33 protein-coding genes and 1 tRNA gene are annotated in these 23,636 nt (G+C 41.9%); 20 read left to right on the forward strand and 14 right to left on the reverse strand.

The genetic code is table 11. The annotated features are described in order from the left end of the window. Positions 1 to 44: 44 nt before the first annotated feature. The 11 genes from ACAM39_RS09180 to ACAM39_RS09230 all read right to left on the reverse strand — a co-directional run bounded on the left by ACAM39_RS09180 (position 45) and on the right by ACAM39_RS09230 (position 7,884). Positions 45 to 806, reverse strand: coding sequence for a GIY-YIG nuclease family protein (locus ACAM39_RS09180; protein WP_369627446.1), 762 nt, complete (start codon positions 804 to 806; stop codon positions 45 to 47). Positions 807 to 906: 100 nt separating this feature from the next. Next, positions 907 to 2,631 carry a terminase large subunit gene (locus ACAM39_RS09185; RefSeq protein WP_369627447.1) on the reverse strand — a complete coding sequence of 575 codons (1,725 nt, stop codon included), beginning with the start codon at positions 2,629 to 2,631 and terminating at the stop codon, positions 907 to 909. Between the two features lie 16 nt (positions 2,632 to 2,647). Then, positions 2,648 to 3,124: a terminase small subunit gene (locus ACAM39_RS09190; RefSeq protein ID WP_369627448.1), complete on the reverse strand. Its 477-nt coding sequence runs from the start codon at positions 3,122 to 3,124 to the stop codon at positions 2,648 to 2,650. A 98-nt stretch (positions 3,125 to 3,222) separates the two neighbouring features. Next, complete coding sequence (locus ACAM39_RS09195) at positions 3,223 to 3,528, reverse strand: HNH endonuclease (protein ID WP_369627449.1); 306 nt, start codon at positions 3,526 to 3,528, stop codon at positions 3,223 to 3,225. A 139-nt stretch (positions 3,529 to 3,667) separates the two neighbouring features. After that, positions 3,668 to 4,075, reverse strand: coding sequence for a hypothetical protein (locus tag ACAM39_RS09200; RefSeq protein ID WP_369627450.1), 408 nt, complete (start codon positions 4,073 to 4,075; stop codon positions 3,668 to 3,670). 137 nt (positions 4,076 to 4,212) lie between these two features. Further along, complete coding sequence (locus tag ACAM39_RS09205; RefSeq protein WP_369627451.1) at positions 4,213 to 4,338, reverse strand: hypothetical protein; 126 nt, start codon at positions 4,336 to 4,338, stop codon at positions 4,213 to 4,215. Continuing rightward, positions 4,338 to 6,347, reverse strand: a complete 2,010-nt coding sequence (locus ACAM39_RS09210; RefSeq protein WP_369627452.1) for a primase-helicase family protein — start codon at positions 6,345 to 6,347, stop codon at positions 4,338 to 4,340. The genes ACAM39_RS09205 and ACAM39_RS09210 overlap by 1 nt, the downstream gene beginning before the upstream one ends. After that, positions 6,340 to 6,588, reverse strand: a complete 249-nt coding sequence (locus tag ACAM39_RS09215; protein WP_369627453.1) for a hypothetical protein — start codon at positions 6,586 to 6,588, stop codon at positions 6,340 to 6,342. The genes ACAM39_RS09210 and ACAM39_RS09215 overlap by 8 nt, the downstream gene beginning before the upstream one ends. Continuing rightward, positions 6,585 to 7,106: a hypothetical protein gene (locus ACAM39_RS09220; RefSeq protein WP_369627454.1), complete on the reverse strand. Its 522-nt coding sequence runs from the start codon at positions 7,104 to 7,106 to the stop codon at positions 6,585 to 6,587. Before ACAM39_RS09220 ends, ACAM39_RS09215 begins: the two co-directional genes overlap by 4 nt. Beyond that, on the reverse strand, positions 7,103 to 7,597 hold the full coding sequence (locus tag ACAM39_RS09225) for a phage regulatory CII family protein (protein WP_369627455.1): 495 nt from the start codon (positions 7,595 to 7,597) through the stop codon (positions 7,103 to 7,105). Before ACAM39_RS09225 ends, ACAM39_RS09220 begins: the two co-directional genes overlap by 4 nt. 41 nt (positions 7,598 to 7,638) lie before the next feature. After that, on the reverse strand, positions 7,639 to 7,884 hold the full coding sequence (locus ACAM39_RS09230; RefSeq protein WP_369627456.1) for a transcriptional regulator: 246 nt from the start codon (positions 7,882 to 7,884) through the stop codon (positions 7,639 to 7,641). 129 nt (positions 7,885 to 8,013) lie between these two features. Between ACAM39_RS09230 and ACAM39_RS09235 the strand changes: the two genes are divergently transcribed. From ACAM39_RS09235 to ACAM39_RS09310, 16 genes are all read left to right on the forward strand, one after another. Next, on the forward strand, positions 8,014 to 8,736 hold the full coding sequence (locus ACAM39_RS09235; RefSeq protein WP_369627457.1) for an XRE family transcriptional regulator: 723 nt from the start codon (positions 8,014 to 8,016) through the stop codon (positions 8,734 to 8,736). Positions 8,737 to 8,846: 110 nt separating this feature from the next. Beyond that, positions 8,847 to 9,242, forward strand: coding sequence for a hypothetical protein (locus tag ACAM39_RS09240; protein ID WP_369627458.1), 396 nt, complete (start codon positions 8,847 to 8,849; stop codon positions 9,240 to 9,242). Positions 9,243 to 9,250: 8 nt separating this feature from the next. Next, entirely contained in the window at positions 9,251 to 9,853 is a 603-nt protein-coding gene (locus ACAM39_RS09245; protein ID WP_369627459.1) for a hypothetical protein, read from the forward strand. After that, positions 9,846 to 10,205 (forward strand): hypothetical protein, encoded by a 360-nt coding sequence (locus ACAM39_RS09250; RefSeq protein WP_369627460.1) that lies wholly within the window; start codon positions 9,846 to 9,848, stop codon positions 10,203 to 10,205. The genes ACAM39_RS09245 and ACAM39_RS09250 overlap by 8 nt, the downstream gene beginning before the upstream one ends. Further along, entirely contained in the window at positions 10,205 to 10,693 is a 489-nt protein-coding gene (locus tag ACAM39_RS09255; protein ID WP_369627461.1) for a hypothetical protein, read from the forward strand. The genes ACAM39_RS09250 and ACAM39_RS09255 overlap by 1 nt, the downstream gene beginning before the upstream one ends. Next, a complete protein-coding gene (locus ACAM39_RS09260; RefSeq protein ID WP_369627462.1) occupies positions 10,684 to 10,944 on the forward strand; it encodes a hypothetical protein in 261 nt (86 codons plus the stop codon). The genes ACAM39_RS09255 and ACAM39_RS09260 overlap by 10 nt, the downstream gene beginning before the upstream one ends. 3 nt (positions 10,945 to 10,947) lie before the next feature. Then, complete coding sequence (locus ACAM39_RS09265; RefSeq protein WP_369627463.1) at positions 10,948 to 11,397, forward strand: hypothetical protein; 450 nt, start codon at positions 10,948 to 10,950, stop codon at positions 11,395 to 11,397. A 10-nt stretch (positions 11,398 to 11,407) separates the two neighbouring features. After that, positions 11,408 to 11,584, forward strand: a complete 177-nt coding sequence (locus ACAM39_RS09270; RefSeq protein WP_369627464.1) for a hypothetical protein — start codon at positions 11,408 to 11,410, stop codon at positions 11,582 to 11,584. A gap of 9 nt (positions 11,585 to 11,593) precedes the next feature. After that, complete coding sequence (locus ACAM39_RS09275) at positions 11,594 to 12,151, forward strand: hypothetical protein (RefSeq protein WP_369627465.1); 558 nt, start codon at positions 11,594 to 11,596, stop codon at positions 12,149 to 12,151. A gap of 2 nt (positions 12,152 to 12,153) precedes the next feature. Then, entirely contained in the window at positions 12,154 to 12,405 is a 252-nt protein-coding gene (locus ACAM39_RS09280) for a hypothetical protein (RefSeq protein ID WP_369627466.1), read from the forward strand. Continuing rightward, positions 12,402 to 12,620 carry a hypothetical protein gene (locus tag ACAM39_RS09285; RefSeq protein ID WP_369627467.1) on the forward strand — a complete coding sequence of 73 codons (219 nt, stop codon included), beginning with the start codon at positions 12,402 to 12,404 and terminating at the stop codon, positions 12,618 to 12,620. Before ACAM39_RS09280 ends, ACAM39_RS09285 begins: the two co-directional genes overlap by 4 nt. Further along, on the forward strand, positions 12,613 to 12,858 hold the full coding sequence (locus ACAM39_RS09290) for a hypothetical protein (protein ID WP_369627468.1): 246 nt from the start codon (positions 12,613 to 12,615) through the stop codon (positions 12,856 to 12,858). The genes ACAM39_RS09285 and ACAM39_RS09290 overlap by 8 nt, the downstream gene beginning before the upstream one ends. Continuing rightward, complete coding sequence (locus ACAM39_RS09295; RefSeq protein WP_369627469.1) at positions 12,851 to 13,141, forward strand: hypothetical protein; 291 nt, start codon at positions 12,851 to 12,853, stop codon at positions 13,139 to 13,141. The genes ACAM39_RS09290 and ACAM39_RS09295 overlap by 8 nt, the downstream gene beginning before the upstream one ends. Before the next feature lie 176 nt (positions 13,142 to 13,317). After that, on the forward strand, positions 13,318 to 13,698 hold the full coding sequence (locus tag ACAM39_RS09300; RefSeq protein WP_369627470.1) for a hypothetical protein: 381 nt from the start codon (positions 13,318 to 13,320) through the stop codon (positions 13,696 to 13,698). Then, positions 13,698 to 13,934 carry a helix-turn-helix transcriptional regulator gene (locus ACAM39_RS09305; RefSeq protein WP_369627471.1) on the forward strand — a complete coding sequence of 79 codons (237 nt, stop codon included), beginning with the start codon at positions 13,698 to 13,700 and terminating at the stop codon, positions 13,932 to 13,934. The genes ACAM39_RS09300 and ACAM39_RS09305 overlap by 1 nt, the downstream gene beginning before the upstream one ends. Beyond that, positions 13,927 to 14,196 carry a hypothetical protein gene (locus tag ACAM39_RS09310; RefSeq protein WP_369627472.1) on the forward strand — a complete coding sequence of 90 codons (270 nt, stop codon included), beginning with the start codon at positions 13,927 to 13,929 and terminating at the stop codon, positions 14,194 to 14,196. The genes ACAM39_RS09305 and ACAM39_RS09310 overlap by 8 nt, the downstream gene beginning before the upstream one ends. 98 nt (positions 14,197 to 14,294) lie before the next feature. Here ACAM39_RS09310 and ACAM39_RS09315 read toward each other — a convergent pair whose 3' ends face one another. Further along, positions 14,295 to 15,323, reverse strand: a complete 1,029-nt coding sequence (locus tag ACAM39_RS09315; protein ID WP_369627473.1) for a tyrosine-type recombinase/integrase — start codon at positions 15,321 to 15,323, stop codon at positions 14,295 to 14,297. Positions 15,324 to 15,480: 157 nt separating this feature from the next. Beyond that, positions 15,481 to 15,557 (reverse strand) — tRNA-Val (locus ACAM39_RS09320). Positions 15,558 to 15,780: 223 nt separating this feature from the next. Here ACAM39_RS09320 and ACAM39_RS09325 point away from each other — a divergent pair. Beyond that, positions 15,781 to 16,014 carry a hypothetical protein gene (locus ACAM39_RS09325; protein WP_369627474.1) on the forward strand — a complete coding sequence of 78 codons (234 nt, stop codon included), beginning with the start codon at positions 15,781 to 15,783 and terminating at the stop codon, positions 16,012 to 16,014. 124 nt (positions 16,015 to 16,138) lie between these two features. On the opposite strand, the gene ppk2 is transcribed toward ACAM39_RS09325, so the two are convergent. Then, positions 16,139 to 17,152 (reverse strand): polyphosphate kinase 2, encoded by a 1,014-nt coding sequence (ppk2, locus tag ACAM39_RS09330; RefSeq protein ID WP_472828208.1) that lies wholly within the window; start codon positions 17,150 to 17,152, stop codon positions 16,139 to 16,141. A gap of 295 nt (positions 17,153 to 17,447) precedes the next feature. On the opposite strand from ppk2, the gene ACAM39_RS09335 reads away from it, so the two are divergent. The 3 genes from ACAM39_RS09335 (at position 17,448) to ACAM39_RS09345 (ending at position 23,609) form a co-directional block, all read left to right on the forward strand. Then, on the forward strand, positions 17,448 to 20,447 hold the full coding sequence (locus tag ACAM39_RS09335) for a beta strand repeat-containing protein (protein WP_369627475.1): 3,000 nt from the start codon (positions 17,448 to 17,450) through the stop codon (positions 20,445 to 20,447). A 578-nt stretch (positions 20,448 to 21,025) separates the two neighbouring features. Then, complete coding sequence (locus ACAM39_RS09340; RefSeq protein WP_369627476.1) at positions 21,026 to 21,499, forward strand: hypothetical protein; 474 nt, start codon at positions 21,026 to 21,028, stop codon at positions 21,497 to 21,499. A 103-nt stretch (positions 21,500 to 21,602) separates the two neighbouring features. Further along, complete coding sequence (locus ACAM39_RS09345) at positions 21,603 to 23,609, forward strand: beta strand repeat-containing protein (protein WP_369627477.1); 2,007 nt, start codon at positions 21,603 to 21,605, stop codon at positions 23,607 to 23,609. Positions 23,610 to 23,636 lie beyond the last annotated feature (27 nt).

Raw genomic sequence — 23,636 nt, forward strand, 5'->3', positions numbered from 1 at the left:
AAACAAAACCGCCAGTTAAGGCGGTTTGCAATGTGGTTTATCTATTAACTTTTCGTTAATTCATCAAGAATTAGTAGCGCTTCATTAGTCATAATGGCAAAACATTCCATTGCCGAACCATGAAATTTGCTTTCTGGGATATATTTATATTCCGCTAAAAGTTTATGTAACTCTTTTTCAAGGTCATAAATAAACCCTGCGTCTCTTTCAATCAAATAGTTAACTTTGTATTGATAAGGGATATAGCTCGCTTTAAATCGATATCGTAGCTTTTGATAAGTTATACCAATTTTGTAAAAGATTTTCCCATTCTGTTCTTGGCATTCTAAAACGTAAAGATTACATAGTCCTTTATTGCGCTTCTTGCATATTTCAATATAGCTGCTTCTGCTCCAAGTATTTAATACTCTAGCGCATTTTTGACATCCTTTGCCCTGTATATGATTATTTGGCTGTTGCCAAAATTCGCCATGTTCTGGACAAATGATGCAAACCGGTGTGCTATTTCTCACATAATCAACTTTTGAATAATCATACCTATTGCCATGAGTCTCTTTAAATTTATGAATTAACTCATCTATGTTAAGGCGTTGTTTTTCTGATGTAGATAATCTGCCACACTTTGGACAACCTTGTTTTCTATTTTTGTGGCAAATAGCGCTTTGTAAGTATTCGCCATGAATTTTGCAAATAATAACGCTTCTATGATGACCGTTAGTATATTCAAATTTAGAATAGTCGTAACTATCGCCATGTACTTCTTTAAACTGTTTTAAAACTGCTTCTCTTGATAATTTTGCTACCATTTTTACCACCGCTAAATAGTAAAACGCTAAAAGAGGATGTTGGCAATGTTTTAGCGTAAACACTTTCGGGAGCTACCCTAGCCAACAAAATCATTGTATATCAAACAAAGAAAACGCTCACTTCATCCGCTTTTTTGGGCGGCTCTGGATTTTCACTCATCAACGCCACTGCGTTTAGCAAAGCAATCAGCGGGTCAATCTTACCAGTGCCAGATTCAGCTTTGGACAACATGGTACCGCTACCCTTCATCAATACGCGGGCATTACCCACACACCAATCCATCATTGGCTGTGCGCTGTGCGTCATGTACTTACTAGCGATACGGCGCTCGGCAGTTTTTTGATACCCACTGATTTTGTAACCCTGGGGTACGCCAACGATTTTGTCTTCAGGAATACCCGCGGCAATCAAATCATCGACCAAATCGCCGACCATCAATGGGTCAAGCCCAACACGGTCAAGCTTATTGGCTTTATATATTTTGACTGCGATATCAGCAAACTGTTCTGTGTCCTGTCCGACATACTCAACCACCGTCAAATCGCCATCTTTTTCAAAATCGCGATAGCGCGGCTCATCTTGTTTGCGACGTTCAAGCGCAATTGGATGACACCATGCGTGCGTCCATACCTTCCACGGTTTAATTGGGCGCCGCTCGCGGGTGATTTCATCCATCTCATGACCAATAACAATTGGTAAGCGTCCAAGCACTGCCCCGCCTAACAAGTCATCCAAGCCACCGCCATCACCACCCATTGTAACGACTTCAGATTTTTCAATAATATCGTCTAGGGTAATGGTTTTGTCGCTTGCCGCTTCCCAAAATTCTGCACCTGCCCAACGATTGGCTCGTAGGCTGATACCAATTGGGATATTTAAGTGTTTGGCCAATGCGGTTTGCAGTGTGTTTTTATCATGCGATTCGCCAGCTTTGCGTAAAATATCCGCTAGCTCTTCGAGGCCAACACTGGCTCCAAGGTTAGGGTTAGTGATGTACCAGTTCTCAGGCAATATATAGCTGCCATCTTCGATGTATTTTTGCGGAAACTCGTACAACACACCCAAAAAGCGCGGGTCGATGATTTCACCGTCACGGACACCACGGGCATAATCAAGCTTTTCTTTCATCACACCGGCGGGCGCTTCGTCTGGCATTGTCGTCAAACTGATGACAAAGCCTTCAGGACGTGAGATTAAGCCACCCGTTGCCTCTTGTAACATAGCCGAGGCATTAGCCCGTTTGCCAAACACCCAAAGCTCATCGATAAGTACATACGTCGCTTTGATACCAGCGGCACTATCATTTTCGGCAGCGACCACTTTAAGCGTGGCATTGGTACCGCGATGAGTGATGGTTTTGGTATGAGGACTGACGTTAAACATGATGCCCAGTTCTGGGTCGGCGCGGATCATGTCATGGATAGGGTTAAATGAGTTACCCGCCACTTCTTTTGTAGGTGCAATAATGGCCAGCTCACATGACTCGCGCTCATTTAAGATTAGCGCTGTCATCATGATGGCAGCTGCCAGCGTGGACTTAGTATTTTTCTTGCTGATTAGCAAAAAAAACTCTTTAATCAATCGCTTTTTGGCAACTGGGTCATACGCCCCAAACACGGCAGCAACAAAATCATAAACCCATTGCCGGGTGACTTTCCCAATCTCTGGCTTGCCAATGACGTCAACCAATTTAAGCGCTTTAAAAACCTTGAGCGCAATTTCTGCTGATTGTTTAAATAACGGCTCACAAGGCACCAACGACTCACCAGCGACAATGCGCGATTCCCAATCTGGCAAGGCTGTTGTCCAAATCGGTGCGTTCATAGTCGTGATCTTTGGTTTAACTTACAGTTTGTGTCTCAAAAAAATCTTGTTGATTGCTAAAGGTGGCAAATTTGCCTGATGTCGTTTTGTCTTTGGCGTCGTCGATAGCACCTTCTTTTTTGCCAACTGGTGCGACCTTGGCCTCCTCAAATGGGATGACGATGGCGGCTGCTGAGATGCGGTTGCCAATCTTATTTGCCGGGTTGCGATACACGGCCCGCAAAAACTCTATAGACGTCATCGTTTTTAGCAGCGCTGGGTTGCAGTCATCTGGTAAACCTTCGACCGGTTCGCCGTTTGACTCACTCACCAAGCGTGCGGCTTTTAATTCCACAATGCGTTTTTGGACTGCCGGATTGTTTTGGAGCCTGGTAACTTGAATAGTCACACTGCTGCCCTTTGTGCTATAGCCAGCTTTGCGTACTGCATCAGTTTCTGCCATGCCGTCAGCGACATACTGGCAAAAAAGCTCTTGTCGTTGCTTATTAGACATAGTAAACCTTTGTTTATACTTACATTTTTACAATTTTTCGCTCAAACAGGAAATTTTTTTATAAACGAGGTGGGGCGCGGTGTCCGCTGACCATCGGTTTACAATTTTTTGATACCCCCCGCCATGCTCTCGGTATGAGTTTTTTTGTCATGGCATGGATTGCAGAGGGTTTGTAGATTGGTTGGGTCGTCAGTACCGCCTTGCGCTGTATTGATGATGTGGTCACATACCAAGTCTTTAGGGTCAAAGACCTTGCGGCAATGCTGACAAGTGTATAAATCACGCAATAATATTTGCTCGCGTAAGCGGCGCCAAGGTCGACCACCGCGTCCGCTACCCCAACGGGATTTTGGTTGATGGTTTTGGCTTGGCTTTAATCGTGGCTTTAACTGTTGCAGTGCCATAGTTGCCCCAAATAAAAAAGACTCATAGCGGTTAACTATGAGCCATAAAAAAAGCTACCGGGAGGATGCGGTAGCTTTTGGTTAGACTTATTGATTATGAGAAAATCATATTAGTTTTTAACCGGAAATACAATAGACCCTATTGATGTGTCATCATTTGTAATTGTATCTCACGGCTTGCTGTGTCTGCATTTGAACGCACTGTATCAATGATAAAATTAACGCTTTTGCATAGCTTGTTATCACTCCAAGTAGATTGTGAAATACCGGCATAAGCAGCTCGTTGACAGCCTGACCATGTATGATTATCACCGTTGGTAGCGATTGGGTAAGTTAGCTCTGCCAAGGCAGTCATGACCACCAATTCGACGTACTTTGGTTTAACACCATCAAGTAACAGGGCAGGCATAAAGTAATTGCGTAAAGCGATTTGGTAATGCTCGCTAAAGTTACTGGTCATGTAGTGATAGCTTGCTGATTGGATTGGTGATAATTGCGCAAAGGCTTCAGCACCAGCCATATCGAATTTTTTGCGTTGTGATGTCATATTGTTTCCCTTTTAAATTTAATTTTGCTTATGACAGCATGATTTGTTGCTGTCATCGTTGCAGTCATAGCTTAAATTATTGATTTATTTAGATATATAATTGTTTATGACAGCAATGACAGCAATGACAGCATATTTTATGTTTTGTACGTGCGCGCACATGGAAGTAGTTGAATTTTGGTGTCATTGCGGTCAGTGCATTGATAACACTGGGTTTTTGCGGTCATTGCTGCGGTCATCGCTGCGGTCACTGCGGTCATCATTATGATGTGGCCCAGTATGGCGCATCATCACCCATAGCTTTGCTAGTTGGATACAAAGCTTGGTTAAATGCGATAGCTTCGCGCGTCACGTGATCTATAGCGTAAGGGTCTTGCTTATCAAACAAAGCCTGAGCTATTGGTGTCAACCAGACGCGGTGCGTGGTCTTTGGAGACTTAAATGTAGGGAAACACATATTTTTACGTGAGTTTATCATAATCCTGTCAATCTCTGCATTAAAATCTCTATCGCGTTTTGGGTACTCGTTGCGCTCATTACACCAATTGCGATATGCCTTGAATAAATCCGCCTTTACACAGCAGCCGTATGGTACTGATAAATCACCTGCTGACCACTCATCATAAAAAAGCACAGGGTTGGGCTTACTAGCGTCAATCAGTTTTTGCTTATCATTGTTTAGCGGTGGCTTGGTATGTGGATTAAAGCCATCCATGGGCAATGCCATTAGGTAGTGATAAAAACTGGCCACACCATCGCCGTTGATTTCGGCGAACAGGTCGTCAAAGTACTGCTTATCCGGCACGTCATCGATGCGCAAAACAAAGTAGCGTCTATCACCGATGTCTAGCTCAAGCGGTATCGGTGAGTTGGACAAAAAGACAAAGTTAGCATGGTTGGTCTCTTTATATGCTGGTAGCATTTTTTCATTGATAATAAATTCTTTGCCCGTTACCAAATGTTTAAGTTGCCCTTTGTGGTGGTTACGCTCTGCCCGACTGACAACCTCTTCGCATTGTGCAAATAAAATCTTAGATAGCCATCCGTTAAATTGCGACTCCAGCTGCTGTTGGCCAATCGTCCGATGGTACTCACTGCCATAGATTTTACCCAAGACTTTTTCCCACAAAATAGATTTACCGGGGCCTTCGCTGCCGTACATAATGACAGCGGTATCCATCTTGGCGCCTAGGTTTTGTAGTGGATAAGCCATCCAGCGCAACAACCACCAGTATTCATCTTGGCGACTGCCACACAATCGCCAGATATGTTTTAGTATCTTTTGACACTTGTCGGGTGATACGTCATCTTGCAGTGGTAAACCAGTAAACAAATTTATGGTGTTTTCTGGGATTTCACCTGACGGCTCAAACACTAAGTCTTTGATAGTCTTGCGCATTGGATGGGTTTGCCATAGTTTAAAGTCGTCATTATTGCCAACGGCATGGCGTAATGCACTTAGTCGCATCCGTGTCTGATTGAGATTATCCCAGACATTATCAGTACCATAAATCAAAAACAGATGCTCAACCATCCCGTCCAGTGTCCATCGCCCGTAACCGTCGGTAAGGTTGACCTTACAAGCCGGGGTAGAGTCTTTAGCATTTAACGGGGTGAGGGGTTTTATTTTATTTAACCAGTCATTAAGCGGGTTAAAACACTCATTGAACATCTCATCATCAAAGCCAAGTGCATTGGCTGGGTCAATACGCATGGGTATCTGTTTGACTTTGCCTTTGTCATAAGTACTTTTGCCCAGCCACTCAACCAAGTCATCATGTACCAAAATCGCCATAATGCGTGTCTTGTATTGCTCAACAACATATCTAAGTGATGCGCGCTCAAAGTAGACCATCGCTTGCACGGGTGTTGAGACTTGCTCAAGTACTGCATAAGCTTCAGGTACTGTGCGACACAATACGATTGGTGCGTCACCTGTGACATCACCAAAGCTGGCTGTGCCACGTGGATAACCAAGCGGGGCATAATGTAGCTGCTGAAATGTTGGTGCAAGCCCGTAAGACTCGGTAAAGTACACTAAGTCAGTAACTTCGCCGTCTTTGCTATGCAATTGCATGACAATGTGGTCTTTGAGTGAGATGTCTTTAGCACCATCATTGATGGTTGCGTTATCATGACATTGACGTAATCGTCCTGGCTGCCAGTTGCCCCAAGTGTAAAATTCGTGGTCGTCTGGCAATGGTATACTGTCTTGCCACATTTGCTGTAGCATTTGTTTTTGCTCAGGCGTATTGATAGATTTTTTAGCCATTATCATCACCAAACAAATCAAAGTTGGCGTCTTTGGTGTAATTGGTTTTTAAATACTCTTCGTCAGTACGGAGAGTTCTGCCGTCTTCAAGCTCCACGAAAATAATATACTTCGTGAATGCACTTTTAATAATTAATTTCTCTGCATTTGGTGCAGGGCGTAAGTGTGGTTTAGCTATCCAAGTCTGGCCACTTCGTACCCCTTCAGGATTTCTATAAATTTCCATGCTATCGATGCTCATGCAACACGCTCCAAATATCTAGCAGGGTTGCCTTTCTCGGTTGATTTAATGATTCGTAAAACGTTTTTGTGTTCAAGCTGCTTTGCAGTCATCAAAAACGTGATGCGGTTTAATTTGTGCTCGCTTTGTAGTGCATCGATATCAATTGTCTGATGTTTGTCTAATAGATTGATGATTTTTTGCGCCATTGTGTCGCCGATCAATTCGCCATAGCGCTGGCGATGAGGTTTGTATTTACCAAGACGATCAATATTCTGCTTGTTTGTCGGTGCTTTTTTGCCCTTAGTGGTTGGCTTTTTAACCGCGGTCACTGGTTTGGGTAATTCTGTAACAGTCACTCCAGCTTTGGGTGCTGATGCAGGGTTTGCATTAATAGAAAAACAGCGCCATGGTTTTGGTTTGATTTGGCTGTTGGGCGCAGTTACATCGGCACTGGTTAAATTATGTTGCGCCATCCAATCCGCGATGATGCGCTCTTGCTCTGCCAAGTCTGTTTTGGCATATCCTGATGTCATCATTTTTCACCATCCTTCATCCCTTCAGCAGTAGCTATTGTCTTTTGGACTTGCCCAATAAGTGCTAAACCGTCTTTTTTTAAGGCTTTTAACTCATCGCTTGTCACACGTTTATCAGCAATAGCCTCAAGTATCGTATTGTGCATATGCCCAAAGCGTTGCATTAATTCAGTGATATCACTAAACATTTCACCCGTTTCCGATGGCGGCAACTCGAACCAGGCAGAATTACCATGAGCACAGCAGACAGCATTCAAAATCAAAGATGAGTCTTTTGCGTGTTCAAGTACATATTCGATAATATCTGGTGACAATGTGTGGCTGTCGTTGTTTGGATTGATTTGCGCTGATACCGTGTTGTAGTTAAGCCCATAGATGCTACAAATTGCGCCAACCAAACCGCGCTCACGTTTTGTCGTCTGATAAACAGCTTGCTCTAGCGATAAAACGCACTTATCAGCGCGCTCACTGGCTGTAAATTTTGATTGCGACATATCCCCTCCATTTTTGTCGTGTAGTTATTGCTAGTTTGTTGCTATGCTGATTGTGTTGATTGAGCATCAACTTCGTTAGCGGGTACTGGAAAAATGTCAGGACGCAACTCGTAGCATGGCACCCCAGTTACTTCGCTGATTTTGGCGACATATTTGGCAGATGCTTTTTTGTCGCGATTGACCCAGTTGGATACGTTTTGCGGTTTTTCGATACCAATTTGCTCAGCTAGTTTTGAGCGGTTGCCAGCAATTTCGATTGCTTTTTCGAGGGCTTGTAAAGGCGTCATAATTAAATCCTTTGTTTAAAAATTTAATCATATTAAATCACTTGATTTATTAAATGTCAATCATTTGTGTTTTTGGAAATAAATCATTTGCTTTATATTGTAATTAAGCATTGATTGAAGGAGGTAAAAATGGCATTGGGTGCAAGAGTTAGACAAGCAAGAGAGGCTCGTGGACTTAACCAAACGGAGCTTGCGGAAGCAATCGGTTGGACGCCTCAAGCGTTATCTACACTTGAGAGACGAGATAGCAAAAAAAGTGAACGCGCTGGAGATTTAGCTGATTTTTTGCGTGTTAATTTAAATTGGTTATTAAATGGTAGCGGTAAAAGTGGACTTGAAAGTGTAGATGAAGATGATAATGAAATGGTTATCACAGGCACTTTGGATGCTTGGGATGAACACACTCCTTTACTAGATGATGAGGTGTTAGTTTCTTTGTTTGATGAGGTGCAATTCGCCTGTGGTGACGAGCTGTATAATATAGAGTATCAAGACACAGGTAAGAAAACTCGTTTTAGCAAAGCAAAGCTTGATAAGGCAGGTGTAAAGGCAAAAAATGTTGTAGTCGCCAAGGCGTATGGCAACAGCAACTATCCGCTCATTACTGACGGGGCAACGATTGCTTATGACACTAGCAAGGCAACTGAGCGACTCAAAGAAGATAAGTTTTACGCAATGGAAGTAGGCGGTGGACTTAAAATTAAAACCGTTCGGTTTTTGCACGATAACAATATAGAGATTTGTACCCACAACAGGGACTATCCTTGCATCACATTGACCAAAAAAGAATTTGCCGATACGCACCGCATACTTGGCTGGGTGTTCTGGTGGGAAAATTTAGAAAAATGGTAACTTTTGATTATTTTAAATCATTATTTTAAACAAAAATAAATCAAATGATTGACATTATATAAATCAAGTGATTTAATTATATCCATGCTCAACAACATGGATATATCACTATGGCTTACACTGCATCTTTACCCAAAGCATTTAATCAAATCGCGCGCAACACAGCGCAACTCACTGAAGCTAACCGCCCACCTTTACCATGCTCAAGCCGTAATGGAGGGGTTTCAGCTGATGTAATCAATCCCACCTCTATCAATAAATCTATCCTAGCTATTGATGCGCGTGATGATATCTATCAAGCCCTACTTGATGACGATATCGACCTTTACAACCCTCATCTTAACGTGCGTGACGCGTATATTCGCCACGTCGAACAGCAAAACGCTGACCTCAAGACCCAAATCAACGACTTAGAAGAGTTATTAAGTCAGGCTGACCGCGTTATTATTGCGCTGTTTGCATCATTAATAGTTGTTGCGGTGATTGCCGTCACATTGGCTGTATAGGTGGCGTCATGACTCAACAAACCTATACCCCTGACTGGTCAAAAGCCCCTACTGATGCCAATTGGCACGCGCGCGATAGCGACGGCTGTGGATTTTGGTACAACAAGCGCCCTGCCCCAAGCCGCGGATTTTGGTCAGTAGGTCGTAGCTTGACCATTGCTGACAACGATTGCCCTGTTTTAGACCATGACAGCGAACTTGATAACTGGCGCGACACACTCACAGTGCGACCATTTCAAGACCGCGATATCCCGCAAAACTTGTCTGATTATTTCACCGGCAAAACGCCATTTATCACTGCGTATGTTGATTTATTGCTTGCGCGTATGGCTAAAGAGGGGCGTTTTAGCACATCGATAGCTTTTGAAAAATCACAATCTATTCAGGTTAATGATATTGTGATTTTTGAAGAAAACAGTGAGTGGGTTTTTGCCATTGTTGATATTGTGAACAATGATTATCTTGGGCTTTTTTTTAGTACACAGAAAACTAATGGTAAGTGGACAACTCAAAACTGGTTTGATGTCGGTTTGGAGGATTTTGTAATTCGCCGCATTACCCAAGCGGAAGCCGTTGAATTTCGCAAAGCAATGGAGGCAGTATATGGCTAAAACACCCACCCAACTACTGCGTCGCTTGATGACCAAAGCTGACTTGAGTAACCAAGTTAGCGTCCTTTCTTTATTAAATGCCCGTCAAACCTGGTCAGACTATGTTGATACGCAAGACAATCAGCGCGATTGGACTGACGTTCAGACTGTTTTAACTGAACTCAGCATCATTGTTAAACAAATATGCGCGGGCGATTGTCGCATCAATCCAGAGACGCGCAAAGATTTGGCAGATTTGGTCACGATGCTACGCCATAGCATGGCAACAGGCAAAATCCTTGAGCCAAAACCAGTGCCGATGCCAATGCCTGAACCAGCCAATGATGATGACGATGGTAAGGAGGCTGCCTAATGCCTTTTGTTATCAGTATAAGCGGTGCTGAAAAAATCGGTGTGAGCGTGGCTTGTCAACGGCTCTATCATGCACTGCGCCGCACGCATACGGTCAAAATTGTTGACATGAAAACTCGCAATAACGTCATGGCGTTTGAAGATGACCTACTCACCGATAAATACAAAGACTTTGACGTGCTGATCATCGACAAGCACCCGTATATCAGCTCTGCCCTGCATCGCAATCTGCGCTCATCGTTGTTTGATGATGACAGCATCAAGCCTGACATCAGTTTTGTCATGGTTTGCCGTTTTGACACCTACAAACAGCGTCGACCACAAGCAAAAGTCTCTTATCACTTGCTTGATAGCTATGCCACCAGTGCACCCAAGTACTTTGGCACAGACAATCATCACCGCATTGCTTGTGACGGCGCGGATGGTCAGCTTGCTTGTGCGGGGAAAATCATAGCAAAAGTGCGTAAGGAGTTAATCCGATGCAAATGACACTAACGCTTAATCGCCGCACGCATCTGTTTGTTAGAGACGGCAAGCTCTTTTTTAAACTGTATAAACCAAGCAAGTTTAGCGATAAGAAAGACATTGAGGTATTGAGCGATGTGACGATTGAAGATGCCAAGCGCATCCATCAATGGCTTGGCGATGTGATAGCAGAATGTAAGCAACCTCAAGCTGCCAGCAACGCCAAGTCAATCGATGAACGTATTGCTCAAATTAAACAACTTTTAAAAGGATGAATTATGAGAAATTCTGTTTTAGACATTAAACAATTCACGCCTCGAGCAGAAGTACTTGAAGCATTGGAAAAAGAAACTAGCAAGGGGCATCCGCTAACTTGCCTTGCTTATGATAGTGACTGGGGTTCGCTTGGGTGGCAGGTGGTAAATATCGTCAAATACGATGCCGAAGATGAGTGGCTTATGACTGCTGACCATGGCTGTCATCCCGTTGACGAAATTCGTCTTTTATCATCCGCTATAGATGCAGATTTAGCAGCTCATAGAATCGCCAGCAATCACATGATTTGTCGTTTGGATGAAAAACGCCAGTCAAAATACCCAAATGCAGGGTGGACACAATGTAGCGAAAGTGAACTGAAATCTTTAGCCAACAACGCCCTAGAAAAAGGTAAATATATTGATGCTATGAATTACCTGGCTTTTGCTGTTGCCCTTGGTTATGACTATTAAGGATAAAACCATGAACATTTTTGACGTTATACATGACCGTGAATTAGGCGGCAATCCAACGCCTGAAGATGAAGCACGATGTGTAGGGTGTGGATTTGAAGGTACAAAAAAACAAGTTAAAGATGGACTTTGCGCCTATTGCAGAGATACGGATGAATTTGATAGCTGGGACGATTTGCCTTTTTGAGTAACTTTTATGACTAAACGCAAAATATCAAAGTCAACCGCTGCCGCCAAGCGCAAATCACGGTTAAAAACGCATAAAGCACAAGCCATCATGGATGTGTACGAAATGGCAGTCATGACACCTAAGCAGCGTGAGTTTGAGGTGGAATTGCGGCGCGTCAGTCAGTACGTTAAGACGCATCATGCTCACCCCGGCGTACTTAACAAACGCGTTGGCTGCAAATACCGTGGCTGGGTAAAAATATCGGCTTGTGGACGTAAAGGCAATGAGTACATGCTCAACCGCATTAAAGCTATGCAGTTTTATGGTGATTGGTGCCCAAGCACAAAGCTTGATGAGATTATCCCAGATGAGTTTGTTGATAACGGAGTCAAACGCTGCTATCAAATTGACTTTTTTATGACAGATATCGCGGGTACTGAGTACGAGATCGATACCCAAAAAATTTATAACCCCGAGTCGATGACTGATTTGCAGCTACAAGTCGCCAGCTTGGTGCGTAGCATTGCTGAGCAAGACGGCTATTTGTTTGATTTTGATAAGTCGTATGTTGAGATAAGAGCTTAAATATGAATAACGAAAACCAACTTAACTCTCATAGGTATCCAACTGATCCGTTGGAATCATTAAGAAAAACAATCGTTTTTGGCGCCAAGGATTGGTCTGAAGACAAAAGAGACGCTTGGATATATGGCATTGTTGTGGGATGGAACGACGAGTCGTTATCAGAACTAAGCATAAAATATCGTTGGTCTGAGGAACATGTGCAACGTCTCAAACAGCTAAATCAAGCTTTTAAACGATTACAGCAAAAAAAATGAAAAGTCGCCTACGCCATCAAAACCACCGCATCACTGATAACGGTCACTATGTTTGTGGATTTCAGCGCAAGCCAGAAGGTTACTCAGGCAGAGTTGTCGAAGATGGTGAAGGCAATTGGCTACAGGTAGCGCAGTACGTTAATTGGGACAAACAAGGTCAGGCGATTGACCACAATTTCGGCAATTTAGTAAGAAGGAAAAATAGTAATGACTGACAATAAAGAAAGTAAGTGGACAACAATACATTTAAGTCATGGTATTGATGGTCTGTTGCGTTACAAAGATTTAACGGATGTTTGTGAGTCTGACGAATTTAAAACAGACAAAGACATCCGAAATGAGTTGTTAAGGCGTAAAGCTGCGGGTGAGCTTTATATATCGGTTGGCGAATGTGATAACTTTGATCCCAAAACAGGTTGCCTTGGGCATCCAAGTGAGGCACCAAATGTCTAATCGCTACACCATCGAGATTATCGCAGATGCGCCGCCAAGGTTATGCCTTGGCGATGTGATTGCAGGTGGGCAGATTGTTGGTATCAACTGCGCCAATGATGAGCCTGATATCGTAAGCGCAGCTTGGCTTGCCGATAGGCTGACACTGAGTAAATCCACCATCGTCAATCGCTGCATCAATATCAACATCGGCACAAATGGCAAACATCTCTATAATCGTGAGCAAGCGATTGCCCTGCTCACTACATCCGCACCCAAACGAGGCAGACGCCGCGCAAGTTAAAAAGACCCGCTAATGCGGGTTTTTATTTGGATGAAACTTAAATTATTTTGCATTTACCTATTGCGTTGTAGTAAATAATACTACATAATAAGCACATAGACAGCAAGCTTTGGTAAAGAGTTCTCATCATACGGCAAATTTGTTATTTATGCTTACTACAACTAAGGAGTTTAATTATGCAACCATCTATTCAGCAAGTTTTAAATCTAGTTCAATCGCTCGGCTATAACGCTGTATCTTCTCAGGATTTTGACACACCAATTAATACAATCTACATCAAAGGCAAATTTTTTGATATCGAAATTAAAAACTGGAATCAAAATTCAGAATGCTATCAATTATCAATCGATAGCAATTTTGAGAATACTAACTTTGTATATAACTTAAAAAATCCGATTACTAAGAAAGTTATCGGCAAGGATTTTGAAAATCAAATCGCTACTTTTATCAAAGAAAATAACTTTGTGTTATCACTCGATGAAAATAGCGAACTAATTGTAAAAACTGGCGAAATTAACAAAAATACAGGTGAATTAATTTGGGGGAATTGGGAGTAATGAATAATCTCATCCAAACTACTGCCACACCCGACCAATTCAAAGCCCTGCGATTAAAAGCAGGGCTGACGGGTGAGCAAACTGCCAAGCTACTCGGATTGTCCGAAAGCTCTGGACGCCAGTACATCAACAAACTAGAAAACGGAAAAACAGTGATTACACCGCAAATTTGGACGCTGTTTTTACTTGCAACAAATCAACACCCAAACTTTGAATTGAGAGAAAATAATGGCTAAACAACGTAAAATCACAGATACTATAGACTTACTATTAAATCGTCACGATAACGCTGAAGCAACAGCAGCAGCGTTACAAAACTGGACTACTGAAAAGCGTGATTTTTACTTGTCAAAACTAGACTTGATGGAAAAATCAATAGACAAGGGTAATCATGAAGCGTATCGTATTGCTTTTAATCAAATTAAAGAAGCGTTGAAAGCTCAAAAAGATACACTTGATAAAGTGCATAGTATGTTACTCTTTGAAAGCAACAACTAAATAGTTTATCCATCGCATAGGTGGTTGAGAGTTTTTTAATTTAATTATGTAATCCGCCATCGCTTAGATGGAACAGCCCCGCTAACCTGCGGGGTTTTTTATTTATCCCCATACATCGCATCATACAACTCATCAGCCGTTGGGTTGTAATACACATTTAGCAATGTCTCAATCTTTTTATGACCTGTGATTTTGGCCACGTGCTCGACGGGCAATTTTTGCGTTTTAACAAATCGACTGATTGCCTCGTGCCGTGTATCTCTAAACTGCAAATCTTTGATGCCGGCTTTAACACATGCCCTATCAAACGCGGTTTTAAATGACTCGACATTAACAACAAACAAATTATCTTTTTTATCGTGCTCATCATAGCTGGGTAAGCAAGTAAGCAACTCACGCATGATGGGTGATAGCGGTACATCGCGCGGGTCGTCTGTCTTTGTCACCGGCAAATGCACGTGATTTTTATGCACATCGCCCCAAGTCATGCCAAATATCTCACCACGGCGCATGGCTGACTCAATTGCCCAGATAAGACACCAGCCAACATAATGTTTGCCAAGTGTGGGTGTTTGGCCAACTTGATAATCACACGCGATTAATAATGCGTCAATCTCATCTTGAGTGATACGGCGATAGCGGTCTTTATTTTTGCTTGGCTTATGTACGTCCAAGCATGGGTTTTTATCAATGATAAATAGATTTTTGACTGCATAACTAAAAACAGATGACAGATAACTAAAATCACGCAGCACAGTCGATGGTGCCACTTTTTGCAGCCGCATATCACGGTACCTGGTCAAATCTTGGGCAGTGATATCAGCGACGCGCATCGATGTGAGCCAGCTATAATCACGTGTAATCATGCGCTGATAGTCCAAGTCCGTGCGCTTGCCCTTGGATTGACGTCTTGATGACTCATACTGTATTGTCATCAGCTCATCCAATTTGAGCTGTGAGCGCGTATCAGCTGTGGACAGTTGACCAGCTTTTGACTCAAGTAGTTTACGACTTGCCCAGGCATGACACTCTTTGATCGTATCGCGGGTAGCAGACATACGCTGTCCGTCTATCATAATCTCGATGCGATAGGCATCACCGCGTTTGCGTGGCGTGGGTAGTTTCATCGGTTAAGAATCTTGGCGTAATTGTGGCGTAAATTAATACGCATTTTACGCATTTTTTGATTAAAATGCACAAAATAAAACTAATTAAGCGTAACGATTTTTGACCCCGAAAACAAAGAAAAACCCCGCAACCGCTATGGCTGTGGGGTTTTGTATTTGGTAGGCATAATCTGACTCGAACAGACGACCCCCACCATGTCAAGGTGGTGCTCTAACCAACTGAGCTATATGCCTAAAAGGGTCTAACAATCTACTTGTGTAAGTAGGTGTGCCATTTTACCAAAAAATTTTGCTTTTGCAAGTAATTTTAATTTTTCCCTTCAATTTTTATTGCGCCATCTTCAGCTAAGTTTTCGTTAAGGTTAGGTTGTTTTAATACACTCAGCCACTCGGATATACTTCAGTATCAACCCTATCCCGTGCCTTAACAACTTTATCAAACTCTTAGGATGGCATTATGAAAAAATCATTAATCACCTCAGGCTTATTGGCACTCACTATGTTATCAGCCAGCAGCGCATTTGCCGAAGCCAACTGCCAATCTCACCCAAAAAATGAACAAATCCCTCAAGCGGATTGTCAAAAAGCGTTAGAAAAATATGGCGCCAATAGTCTGTGGGTTCTCGTACCGCTGCATGTTGCCGCATTTTACTCATCGAAGATGACGCCACTATTGCTATGGAAAATATAATGAAAAATGACAAAATTAGTAGTTTTCAAGTGCGTATGTTTAAACGTTAAAAACACCTTATCTTTTATATCAAAAAGGACACGGTTAAAACGTATCCTTTTTTTGCTCAATTAATAAACGCGAATTAAAAAACATTTGGCACATACATATCTTCAGCGATTGGCTCACGTTGGTAATTGTCGTGATGCTCACGCTCTGGCAATACCACTTCATCCCGTTGTATTTCTTGGTAGGGAATTTGTGAGAGCAGATGGTTGATGCAGTTTAGCCGCGCTTTTTTCTTATCATCCCCCTCAACTACCCACCAACGGGCTTCAGGGATATGAGTGCGTTCAAACATCACTTCCTTGGCTTTGGTATAATCCTCCCAGCGGCGACGCGATTCTAAATCCATCGGTGAGAGTTTCCACTGTTTGAGCGGGTCATAAATACGGCTCATAAAGCGTGATTCTTGCTCGTCATCTGAAATAGAAAACCAATATTTGATTAAGCGAATCCCTGAGCGCACCAACATACGCTCAAATTCTGGCACCGACTCAAAAAACTCTTCGTATTGCGCGTCAGTACAAAATCCCATCACTCGCTCAACCCCAGCACGGTTGTACCAACTGCGGTCAAATAGCACAATCTCGCCCGCGGCTGGCAGGTGCGCGACATAGCGCTGAAAATACCATTGGGTTTTTTCTCGGTCATTGGGGGCAGGCAGGGCGGCCACACGGCAGACGCGCGGATTGAGCCGTTGGGTAATACGTTTGATAGCGCCGCCTTTACCCGCTGAGTCGCGACCTTCAAAGATGACAACGATGCGCTCACCGGTTGCCACTACCCAATCTTGCAATTTGATCAATTCTTTTTGCAGACGAATCAATTCATTAAAATAAATATGGCGAGCGATTTTTTCACTGTCGGTTAACGGCTCCCCGTCATACCGTAAATCTTGGATGTAATCGTCCATTTCCGACTCAATCTCTTCATCGTAGCTGTCAATCAAGTCTTCATGCATTTGTTGTCGCAGTCTATCATTGTTTTTGAGGGTTTCATCATTTAAAAACTGTGATTGGGGTAAGTCATCAAGCATATCGGTGATATGATTGCTGATAATAAGGTTGCTATTAGCAGTGGGCTGATTATTTGGCATATTGACGTTCTCTAATGAGCATTAAAAATGCTGATAATATGACAAAATTATGAAGGTATGATGATAGAGCATGTTAAAAAAATATTCTTATCGGAAAAAAACAACGTTCTAACATATGTCTGTTATTTTTTGTATTATTTGGCAATTAGAATTGTTAGAATAATTTCTATATATTATTTTTTAGTCTGTTCTTAAGGATTTTTCATCAGGTCAAAATTCATGCGGAACATTTAACTGCTAGACAAAGCAATTAACATAAGACTAAGTAATCCTAACTATTGAAAGGATTGACCCTATGAAAAACCTGCATTTTTTTAAGCCTATTAAAGCCTATTCTGAAACGAAAATTGTGCTTCAAACGCTGGTGCTAATGCAACTATTATTGGTTAGTACAGTAACCAACGCAATAGCTCCCAATCCAGGGGCAACCTGTCCTAGTGGCTATTTTCAAGGCAAATTTAGTGATGCAAACTATACCAGTATATTGAATAATCGTGCCAATTATACGACTATCACAGGTAATGCTAATATTCCCTTAAAAGTGAACATTGTTGAAACATTGACTGGTACGACTTCTTCAAGTACTACAAATAGAACAACAGTAAATAACAGTAATTCAGGTAATTATGCGTTTAATAGCTTCCGCAATTTTGCAAATACAACCAGCTATATTGAGACGACATTAACTTTTCAAAATAGTAACACCTCCCAGCCAATTTATCTGACCAATCTAGCTTTAAGTGCCTTTGATATTGACTATACCACTGCTAATAATAACAACTTTGATGACCGTGTCTTATTTACGGGTATCAATCAAGATGGTACGAGTATTACAGGTACCTATCAGTCCATTACCGGCTCTAATATAACAAGTACAGCAGATGGTACTTTATATAATACCACAACATCGGGTTGTACTGCAAAAAACCTAGGTACTGCCTGTCAAGGTTCTGTGGTGTTTGCCGAACCTGTTCGTTCTGTCACTATAAAGTATGGTAACTATAACAGTCGAATCAGTGGTGACCCAACAAACCAAGAAATAGATTTTAAAGTTGATAATTATTGTTATGCACCCAGTGCTTATACTATTACTAAAGACGATAATACCACGAGCGTTTTGACAGGTAGTGATACGACCTATACCATCAAAGTCACCAATACAGGCGGCACGACTTTAAATAATTTAGTCCTCACTGACCCTGCGGTGACAGGTCTGAATAAGCTTTCAGGCATTAGTTGTGATAGTAATGACACTACTAATACCTGTTCATCTACTTCTTTACCCACTATCGCCCAATTGCAAGGTTCAGGCTATACGATTAACTCGCTTGCCGCGGGCAAATCTTATTCGATTAAAGTCCCTGTCAATGTAACTGCCGCTGCTGGGTCATCAGTCACTAACATAGCTACGATTAGCGGCGGTGGCTTAACGAGTCAGTCAGCCGCTGACACTGATAGTGTGACATCCGTGTTTGGTGGTGGTACACCCACCCCTGCAACCTGCCCTGCTGGTGACAGAATGTACTATGTAGGAAAATCTGCACCGAGCAGTGCTACTGCACTGGATTTGACTTGGACGGCTGGGAACACGAGTAAAACTTTTACTTTCCCTGATGGCACGACAATGAATATAAACTTTCCTTTGCTTGTCGATGGCAATACTAATAATGGAGGTACACCACCGTTTGTTGGCAATATTGATGGTACAACATCTGGCGCCCTTAATTTAGTGCATAATTCGCCTGCGGTGAAAAACAACCATCAGATGGACATTACCATCAACCAAACCGTCTCTCAATTTGGCTATAATATTCAAGATTTGGATTCTACAGGAACTACTAGCATTCCTTATGCTGAGCAAGTAGACGTTTCCTCGACCAGTGGTAAGCTAACTTATTACGATACTTATCATAGAATTAATCTAACTAATGATATAGTGACTGCAAAAAATGGGCAAAACTGTGGTTTAAACGGTTGTACAATCAGTGCGACTTGGGGTAAAAAATTAGCTAATTCTACTTTTAGCTTAGTTCATAGCAATGAATACACCCAATATGACGCGCCCCATGCTGTAGGTTATTCAGACTTCTATTTTTGTCTATCCCCGCCTAAATTAATTAACCAAAAAATCTTAAATGGGACGCGTGCGCAGCCGAGTGACCAATTTACCATTACTACCACTGGTGGAACGGTTAATAATTCCTTCACAACTGCAGGTACAGGTAGTACCATTGATGCAGGTACTAATCAGTCAAGCGTGATTGCATTAACCTCTGGGACTTCTGCCACCTATACGATTACCGAAAGCATAACCAATTCAGGTAGTCTCACAAACTATAATACTACCTACAAATGTACCAATGGCTCGACATCTACGAGCACCATGCCAAGTGGTAACGGTTCTGCATTTAGCTTATCCAACTTAAACTATGGTGATGAAATTACTTGTCAAATTACCAATGCGCCTAAAGCCTACACTTTCTCCGGTATAGTCTTTAACGACAATGGTGGCTTGACGTTAGCCAATGATTTAAGTGTGCCAGTAGGAACAAATAAGACTTATTTTAACGGCGTTTACGATAGCAGCGTTGAAACAGGGATTACTCAAACCGGTCTTACCATTGACTTAGCCAAAAACTGTAATACCACAACACCTACTATCATTAATTCAGCGACCGTAGGTTCCGATGGTACTTATAGTATCTCAGCCACTAGTACACAGATGGCAAATGCTACCAATGTTTGCTTAATTCAACGTGAGCCTAATGGTAACCTTACTAGCTACCCAGTAGATACGACCAACAATCAAGCAAATATTACTTTTGCAAGCACAACTTATGATTATCAAAACATCAATTTTGGTGAAGTATCACAAAATAACGCAGGCTTAGTATTGGTCAAAGAGCAAGCTACCAATGATTGTAATATCACCAATACCGCTATGTTAGGCTTGACTTATAACGCTGTCACTCAGTCAGGTATCGATGCGCGTAAGTGCGTGGCGTACAAAATCACCGCTTATAACCGCACTAATTTGACCAACCCATTAACCAATGTGCGAATCACAGACGCACTGCCCAAAAAAGGGGTAAACACCTCAACAGTCACATCAGCTCTAGTTGCGCCCACAGATACCACATCTACTAACTTTAATATTAATTTTAATAGCGGGGTGGCAGGTGCAGTCACTGCCTTGGAGCAAAATGGTACTGTAGTCAGTAATGTTAAATCATTGAATAAAGGTGCTAGTATGTCATTGTATTTTAATACCAAGTATGATAGTAGTTTGCCTTAAGCTTAATTTATGATTAAAAGAGACCACCCAAGCGTGGTCTTTTTTAGCGCAAATATTTTTTACTGAGCGTTAGGATGGAGGTATAGTCCACTATTTAACTCACCACTCCCTTTAGTTAAAACTTGTATTTCCCCTCCCTAATCGTCATAACCTGAGTTTTCATACGCTTAACAAAGTTATCAATAGGATGGATTAGATTAATGGTTAAATTAGCCGACAAATGGTTAGATTTTTAATAAACATACTGATTTATAGTCTAAACTATAATTTTATAAAATTAAACACAATTATTAGCATTAATAAACCAAGAAACAAAAAATAAATCGACGGCTTATTTTTCTTTTTTAACAATTGTTGTTTTTCTTAACCACCTCTCATCTAATGCTAACTAACCCTATCCTTGTTGACGATAGAATCAATACAAACATTAGCGATATAACTTTTTAAAACTTCAAATAATTCAGCTATTGACAGAATTTTACAGCTTATCGACTTTTTAGGACGTTTGACGAATTTCAATTATTTGTCGCATTGTTCACTAAGATATAATAGACACAAGTTAACAAAGAGGTGTTTAAATGAAACACAATCTATACAATTCAAAATTTTTAAAGACCTTTGTCTTATCAACTGTTCTAGGCTTAAGCCTAGCAAATATTGCCCATGCCGCAGAGGCATTATCGGTCAATTTACAAGCCAAACAAATCGTCACAGAAAATGGTAAGCAAGTGCTAAAAACAGTCAGTCGTGCCAAAAGTGGCGATGTCATTCAATATCAAGCGATTTACCGTAATAACATCCAAAAATCTATGACGGATCTGGCATTGACCCTTCCTGTGCCAGCGAACATGGTCTATGTCAGCTCAAGCTCCCCTGCGCCTACACAAGCCAGTTTAGATGGCAAAAAATTTGAGAATTTGCCAATTCTGCGTAAGGTCAATGGCAAAATGGTTGAAGTCCCCGCGTCACAGTATCGTGCGGTACGCTGGATTGTTAAAACCTTACCTGCTCAGCAGAGTACCACTGTTAGTATCAACACCAAAGTTCAGTAAAGCGTGATTTTAACTATAAATGTTTAGCTGTTACACAGAACGTTTTATCTAGATAAGACGTTTATATCTTAACCCTAATATTTTTTCCTTTTCGGAGTAATGCATGAAAAAATTTAATTTCAACCCTAATGCACTGACAGCTGGCGTGGCGTTAGCCTTGGGCTTGGGTATTGCAACAGGTGTATCAGCAAGTACATCATCGGGTTCGGCTTCCCCATCTGGTGGCGTTCAAATCGAGAATAAAGCAACAGCATCTTATAGTGTTGACGGCGTAGCACAGCCTACTGTTACTTCAAATGCAGTCATTGTTAACGTAAGTGAAATTGGTAGTTTTACCCTTTATGGTACACAAGGTACTTCATCAACGGATGATAAAAACGAATCACAAGCTGCTGTTCCGGGTGGCACTACTACCTTTACCAATAAATTAACCAATACTGGTAATGTGACCGACACTTATACATTAAATCTAACGACCAATAACGATGCTAACATCACAACTGGTAACCAAGATTACACTTATACCAACCCTACTACTATTAGCTATGAGATTTTTAATGCTGATGGCAGCACTGCGACAACATTGGCGACGGGTCAAGCACAAACAGGTACCGTATCTGCGAATTCTGGCACTATTAAGTTATTACCAGGTCAATATGCTGATTTGACTTATAATGTCACGAGCCCTACTACCGCTACAGGCGGTCAAAGTGCGGTTGGTACACTGACCGCGACTAGTACTTATGTAACCCAAAAGGCGACTACAGGTACTTCTGCTACCTTGATCAATGAAAACCAAGCGATTATTAAATTGCCCGTATTTGCCATTCAAAAAACGGCTGCCTCTACTAGCATTGACTTAAATACTACTTCACCGACAGTTGACTATACTATTACTGTGAAAAATGATGGTAGTGCCACTTATGCAGCAGATGCCGTAGGTGTTTTGATTCAAGATAAACTACCAACTGGATTGACGGTATCAGGCGGTGCCAGTGCTATCACCGTAACATCTACTGATAGCACTACGACTAATGGCACTACCCCTACGCTAACAACGTCAGCCGTTGATGGTCGTCAAATTATTGCTATTAATGGCGTTGCCTTAAAAGTCAATGAAACCATGACAATCACCTTTACAGCAGCAATTGATAAAACCAAAGTCAATAAAGCAGGCGTTACCAATACTGCTGAAGTATATGATAACTACAACGATACAGCAGTAACCCCAGGTGATAACCCAACGTCTGATATTAAAGATAGCTCAGGTACTAGCAACCCAACTGATGCAAAAGTACCGAACGATCCAACGGGTACAGGTGCGGGCGGTGATACTAGCACGCCAATTACATTTAGTGATCGTAGTTTGACACTCACAGGTAGTACCAGTGCTGAGTTACCACCAACGAGCACATCGACTGGCGTGACTTATACACAAACCATTACCAACACAGGTAACAATCCTGAGACTGGCTTGACCTTTACTATTAGTAATCCAAGCACCACGGATAATATTACCCCAAGAAATGTTATCTATACCCCACAAGGGGGTACCGCTGTGACGTTGACGCCAGATGCTAATGGGGTATATACCATTCCTGGTAGTATTGGTTCAGGTCAGACTGGCACGATTACTTATGATGTTGTGACGACAGGGGCAACCATTGGCACAAGTGAAACCAATACGATTACTCTAATCCCAGCAGCGGTAACAGGTACAACCAAACCCACTGTAACACCTGTTACCAATACTACCACTGTACGAGGCATGACATTGGTAAAAGAGCAGGCGCTAGATGCTACCTGCGATAAAACCCCGGATACGGCTTTTGCCCAAACGCCCGTTACTGCCACACCAGGTCAATGTATTGTCTATAAAATCACCGCAACCAATACCATGACCACTAAACAGTTAACCAATGTTGTGATTAGTGATACTGCATCACAATGGAATACCAAAGCGACTTATGTTGCGGGTAGTATCTTTGATAGTGCTAATGGCGCTACCGTTGTCCCAGGCACCACAGCACAGTCTTCAAGCTTGACACTGGCAGCAAATGGTGGGACTGGTTATCTACAATTTGTCGTAAAAATTAACGGCGCCAATTAATTGTTTTAATCTAAATTGTTAAGTGGT

The sequence above is a fragment of the Moraxella sp. K02 genome, assembly GCF_041154755.1.
Lineage (GTDB): Bacteria > Pseudomonadota > Gammaproteobacteria > Pseudomonadales > Moraxellaceae > Faucicola.

Excerpts from the sequence above, each read along its gene's own strand:
- ppk2 (WP_472828208.1), bottom strand. The coding sequence starts at position 17,152 with ATGCCAAATAATCAGCCCACTGCTAATAGCAACCTTATTATCAGCAAT.
- ACAM39_RS09245 (WP_369627459.1), top strand. The coding sequence starts at position 9,251 with ATGACTCAACAAACCTATACCCCTGACTGGTCAAAAGCCCCTACTGAT.
- ACAM39_RS09195 (WP_369627449.1), bottom strand. The coding sequence starts at position 3,528 with ATGGCACTGCAACAGTTAAAGCCACGATTAAAGCCAAGCCAAAACCAT.
- ACAM39_RS09220 (WP_369627454.1), bottom strand. The coding sequence starts at position 7,106 with ATGATGACATCAGGATATGCCAAAACAGACTTGGCAGAGCAAGAGCGC.
- ACAM39_RS09215 (WP_369627453.1), bottom strand. The coding sequence starts at position 6,588 with ATGAGCATCGATAGCATGGAAATTTATAGAAATCCTGAAGGGGTACGA.
- ACAM39_RS09285 (WP_369627467.1), top strand. The coding sequence starts at position 12,402 with ATGAAAAGTCGCCTACGCCATCAAAACCACCGCATCACTGATAACGGT.
- ACAM39_RS09315 (WP_369627473.1), bottom strand. The coding sequence starts at position 15,323 with ATGAAACTACCCACGCCACGCAAACGCGGTGATGCCTATCGCATCGAG.
- ACAM39_RS09250 (WP_369627460.1), top strand. The coding sequence starts at position 9,846 with ATGGCTAAAACACCCACCCAACTACTGCGTCGCTTGATGACCAAAGCT.
- ACAM39_RS09255 (WP_369627461.1), top strand. The coding sequence starts at position 10,205 with ATGCCTTTTGTTATCAGTATAAGCGGTGCTGAAAAAATCGGTGTGAGC.
- ACAM39_RS09275 (WP_369627465.1), top strand. The coding sequence starts at position 11,594 with ATGACTAAACGCAAAATATCAAAGTCAACCGCTGCCGCCAAGCGCAAA.
- ACAM39_RS09205 (WP_369627451.1), bottom strand. The coding sequence starts at position 4,338 with ATGATGACCGCAGTGACCGCAGCGATGACCGCAGCAATGACCGCAAAA.
- ACAM39_RS09270 (WP_369627464.1), top strand. The coding sequence starts at position 11,408 with ATGAACATTTTTGACGTTATACATGACCGTGAATTAGGCGGCAATCCA.
- ACAM39_RS09335 (WP_369627475.1), top strand. The coding sequence starts at position 17,448 with ATGAAAAACCTGCATTTTTTTAAGCCTATTAAAGCCTATTCTGAAACG.
- ACAM39_RS09180 (WP_369627446.1), bottom strand. The coding sequence starts at position 806 with ATGGTAGCAAAATTATCAAGAGAAGCAGTTTTAAAACAGTTTAAAGAA.
- ACAM39_RS09300 (WP_369627470.1), top strand. The coding sequence starts at position 13,318 with ATGCAACCATCTATTCAGCAAGTTTTAAATCTAGTTCAATCGCTCGGC.
- ACAM39_RS09280 (WP_369627466.1), top strand. The coding sequence starts at position 12,154 with ATGAATAACGAAAACCAACTTAACTCTCATAGGTATCCAACTGATCCG.
- ACAM39_RS09185 (WP_369627447.1), bottom strand. The coding sequence starts at position 2,631 with ATGAACGCACCGATTTGGACAACAGCCTTGCCAGATTGGGAATCGCGC.
- ACAM39_RS09260 (WP_369627462.1), top strand. The coding sequence starts at position 10,684 with ATGCAAATGACACTAACGCTTAATCGCCGCACGCATCTGTTTGTTAGA.
- ACAM39_RS09295 (WP_369627469.1), top strand. The coding sequence starts at position 12,851 with ATGTCTAATCGCTACACCATCGAGATTATCGCAGATGCGCCGCCAAGG.
- ACAM39_RS09310 (WP_369627472.1), top strand. The coding sequence starts at position 13,927 with ATGGCTAAACAACGTAAAATCACAGATACTATAGACTTACTATTAAAT.
- ACAM39_RS09210 (WP_369627452.1), bottom strand. The coding sequence starts at position 6,347 with ATGGCTAAAAAATCTATCAATACGCCTGAGCAAAAACAAATGCTACAG.
- ACAM39_RS09305 (WP_369627471.1), top strand. The coding sequence starts at position 13,698 with ATGAATAATCTCATCCAAACTACTGCCACACCCGACCAATTCAAAGCC.
- ACAM39_RS09230 (WP_369627456.1), bottom strand. The coding sequence starts at position 7,884 with ATGACGCCTTTACAAGCCCTCGAAAAAGCAATCGAAATTGCTGGCAAC.
- ACAM39_RS09240 (WP_369627458.1), top strand. The coding sequence starts at position 8,847 with ATGGCTTACACTGCATCTTTACCCAAAGCATTTAATCAAATCGCGCGC.
- ACAM39_RS09345 (WP_369627477.1), top strand. The coding sequence starts at position 21,603 with ATGAAAAAATTTAATTTCAACCCTAATGCACTGACAGCTGGCGTGGCG.
- ACAM39_RS09225 (WP_369627455.1), bottom strand. The coding sequence starts at position 7,597 with ATGTCGCAATCAAAATTTACAGCCAGTGAGCGCGCTGATAAGTGCGTT.
- ACAM39_RS09340 (WP_369627476.1), top strand. The coding sequence starts at position 21,026 with ATGAAACACAATCTATACAATTCAAAATTTTTAAAGACCTTTGTCTTA.
- ACAM39_RS09235 (WP_369627457.1), top strand. The coding sequence starts at position 8,014 with ATGGCATTGGGTGCAAGAGTTAGACAAGCAAGAGAGGCTCGTGGACTT.
- ACAM39_RS09290 (WP_369627468.1), top strand. The coding sequence starts at position 12,613 with ATGACTGACAATAAAGAAAGTAAGTGGACAACAATACATTTAAGTCAT.
- ACAM39_RS09200 (WP_369627450.1), bottom strand. The coding sequence starts at position 4,075 with ATGACATCACAACGCAAAAAATTCGATATGGCTGGTGCTGAAGCCTTT.
- ACAM39_RS09190 (WP_369627448.1), bottom strand. The coding sequence starts at position 3,124 with ATGTCTAATAAGCAACGACAAGAGCTTTTTTGCCAGTATGTCGCTGAC.
- ACAM39_RS09325 (WP_369627474.1), top strand. The coding sequence starts at position 15,781 with ATGAAAAAATCATTAATCACCTCAGGCTTATTGGCACTCACTATGTTA.
- ACAM39_RS09265 (WP_369627463.1), top strand. The coding sequence starts at position 10,948 with ATGAGAAATTCTGTTTTAGACATTAAACAATTCACGCCTCGAGCAGAA.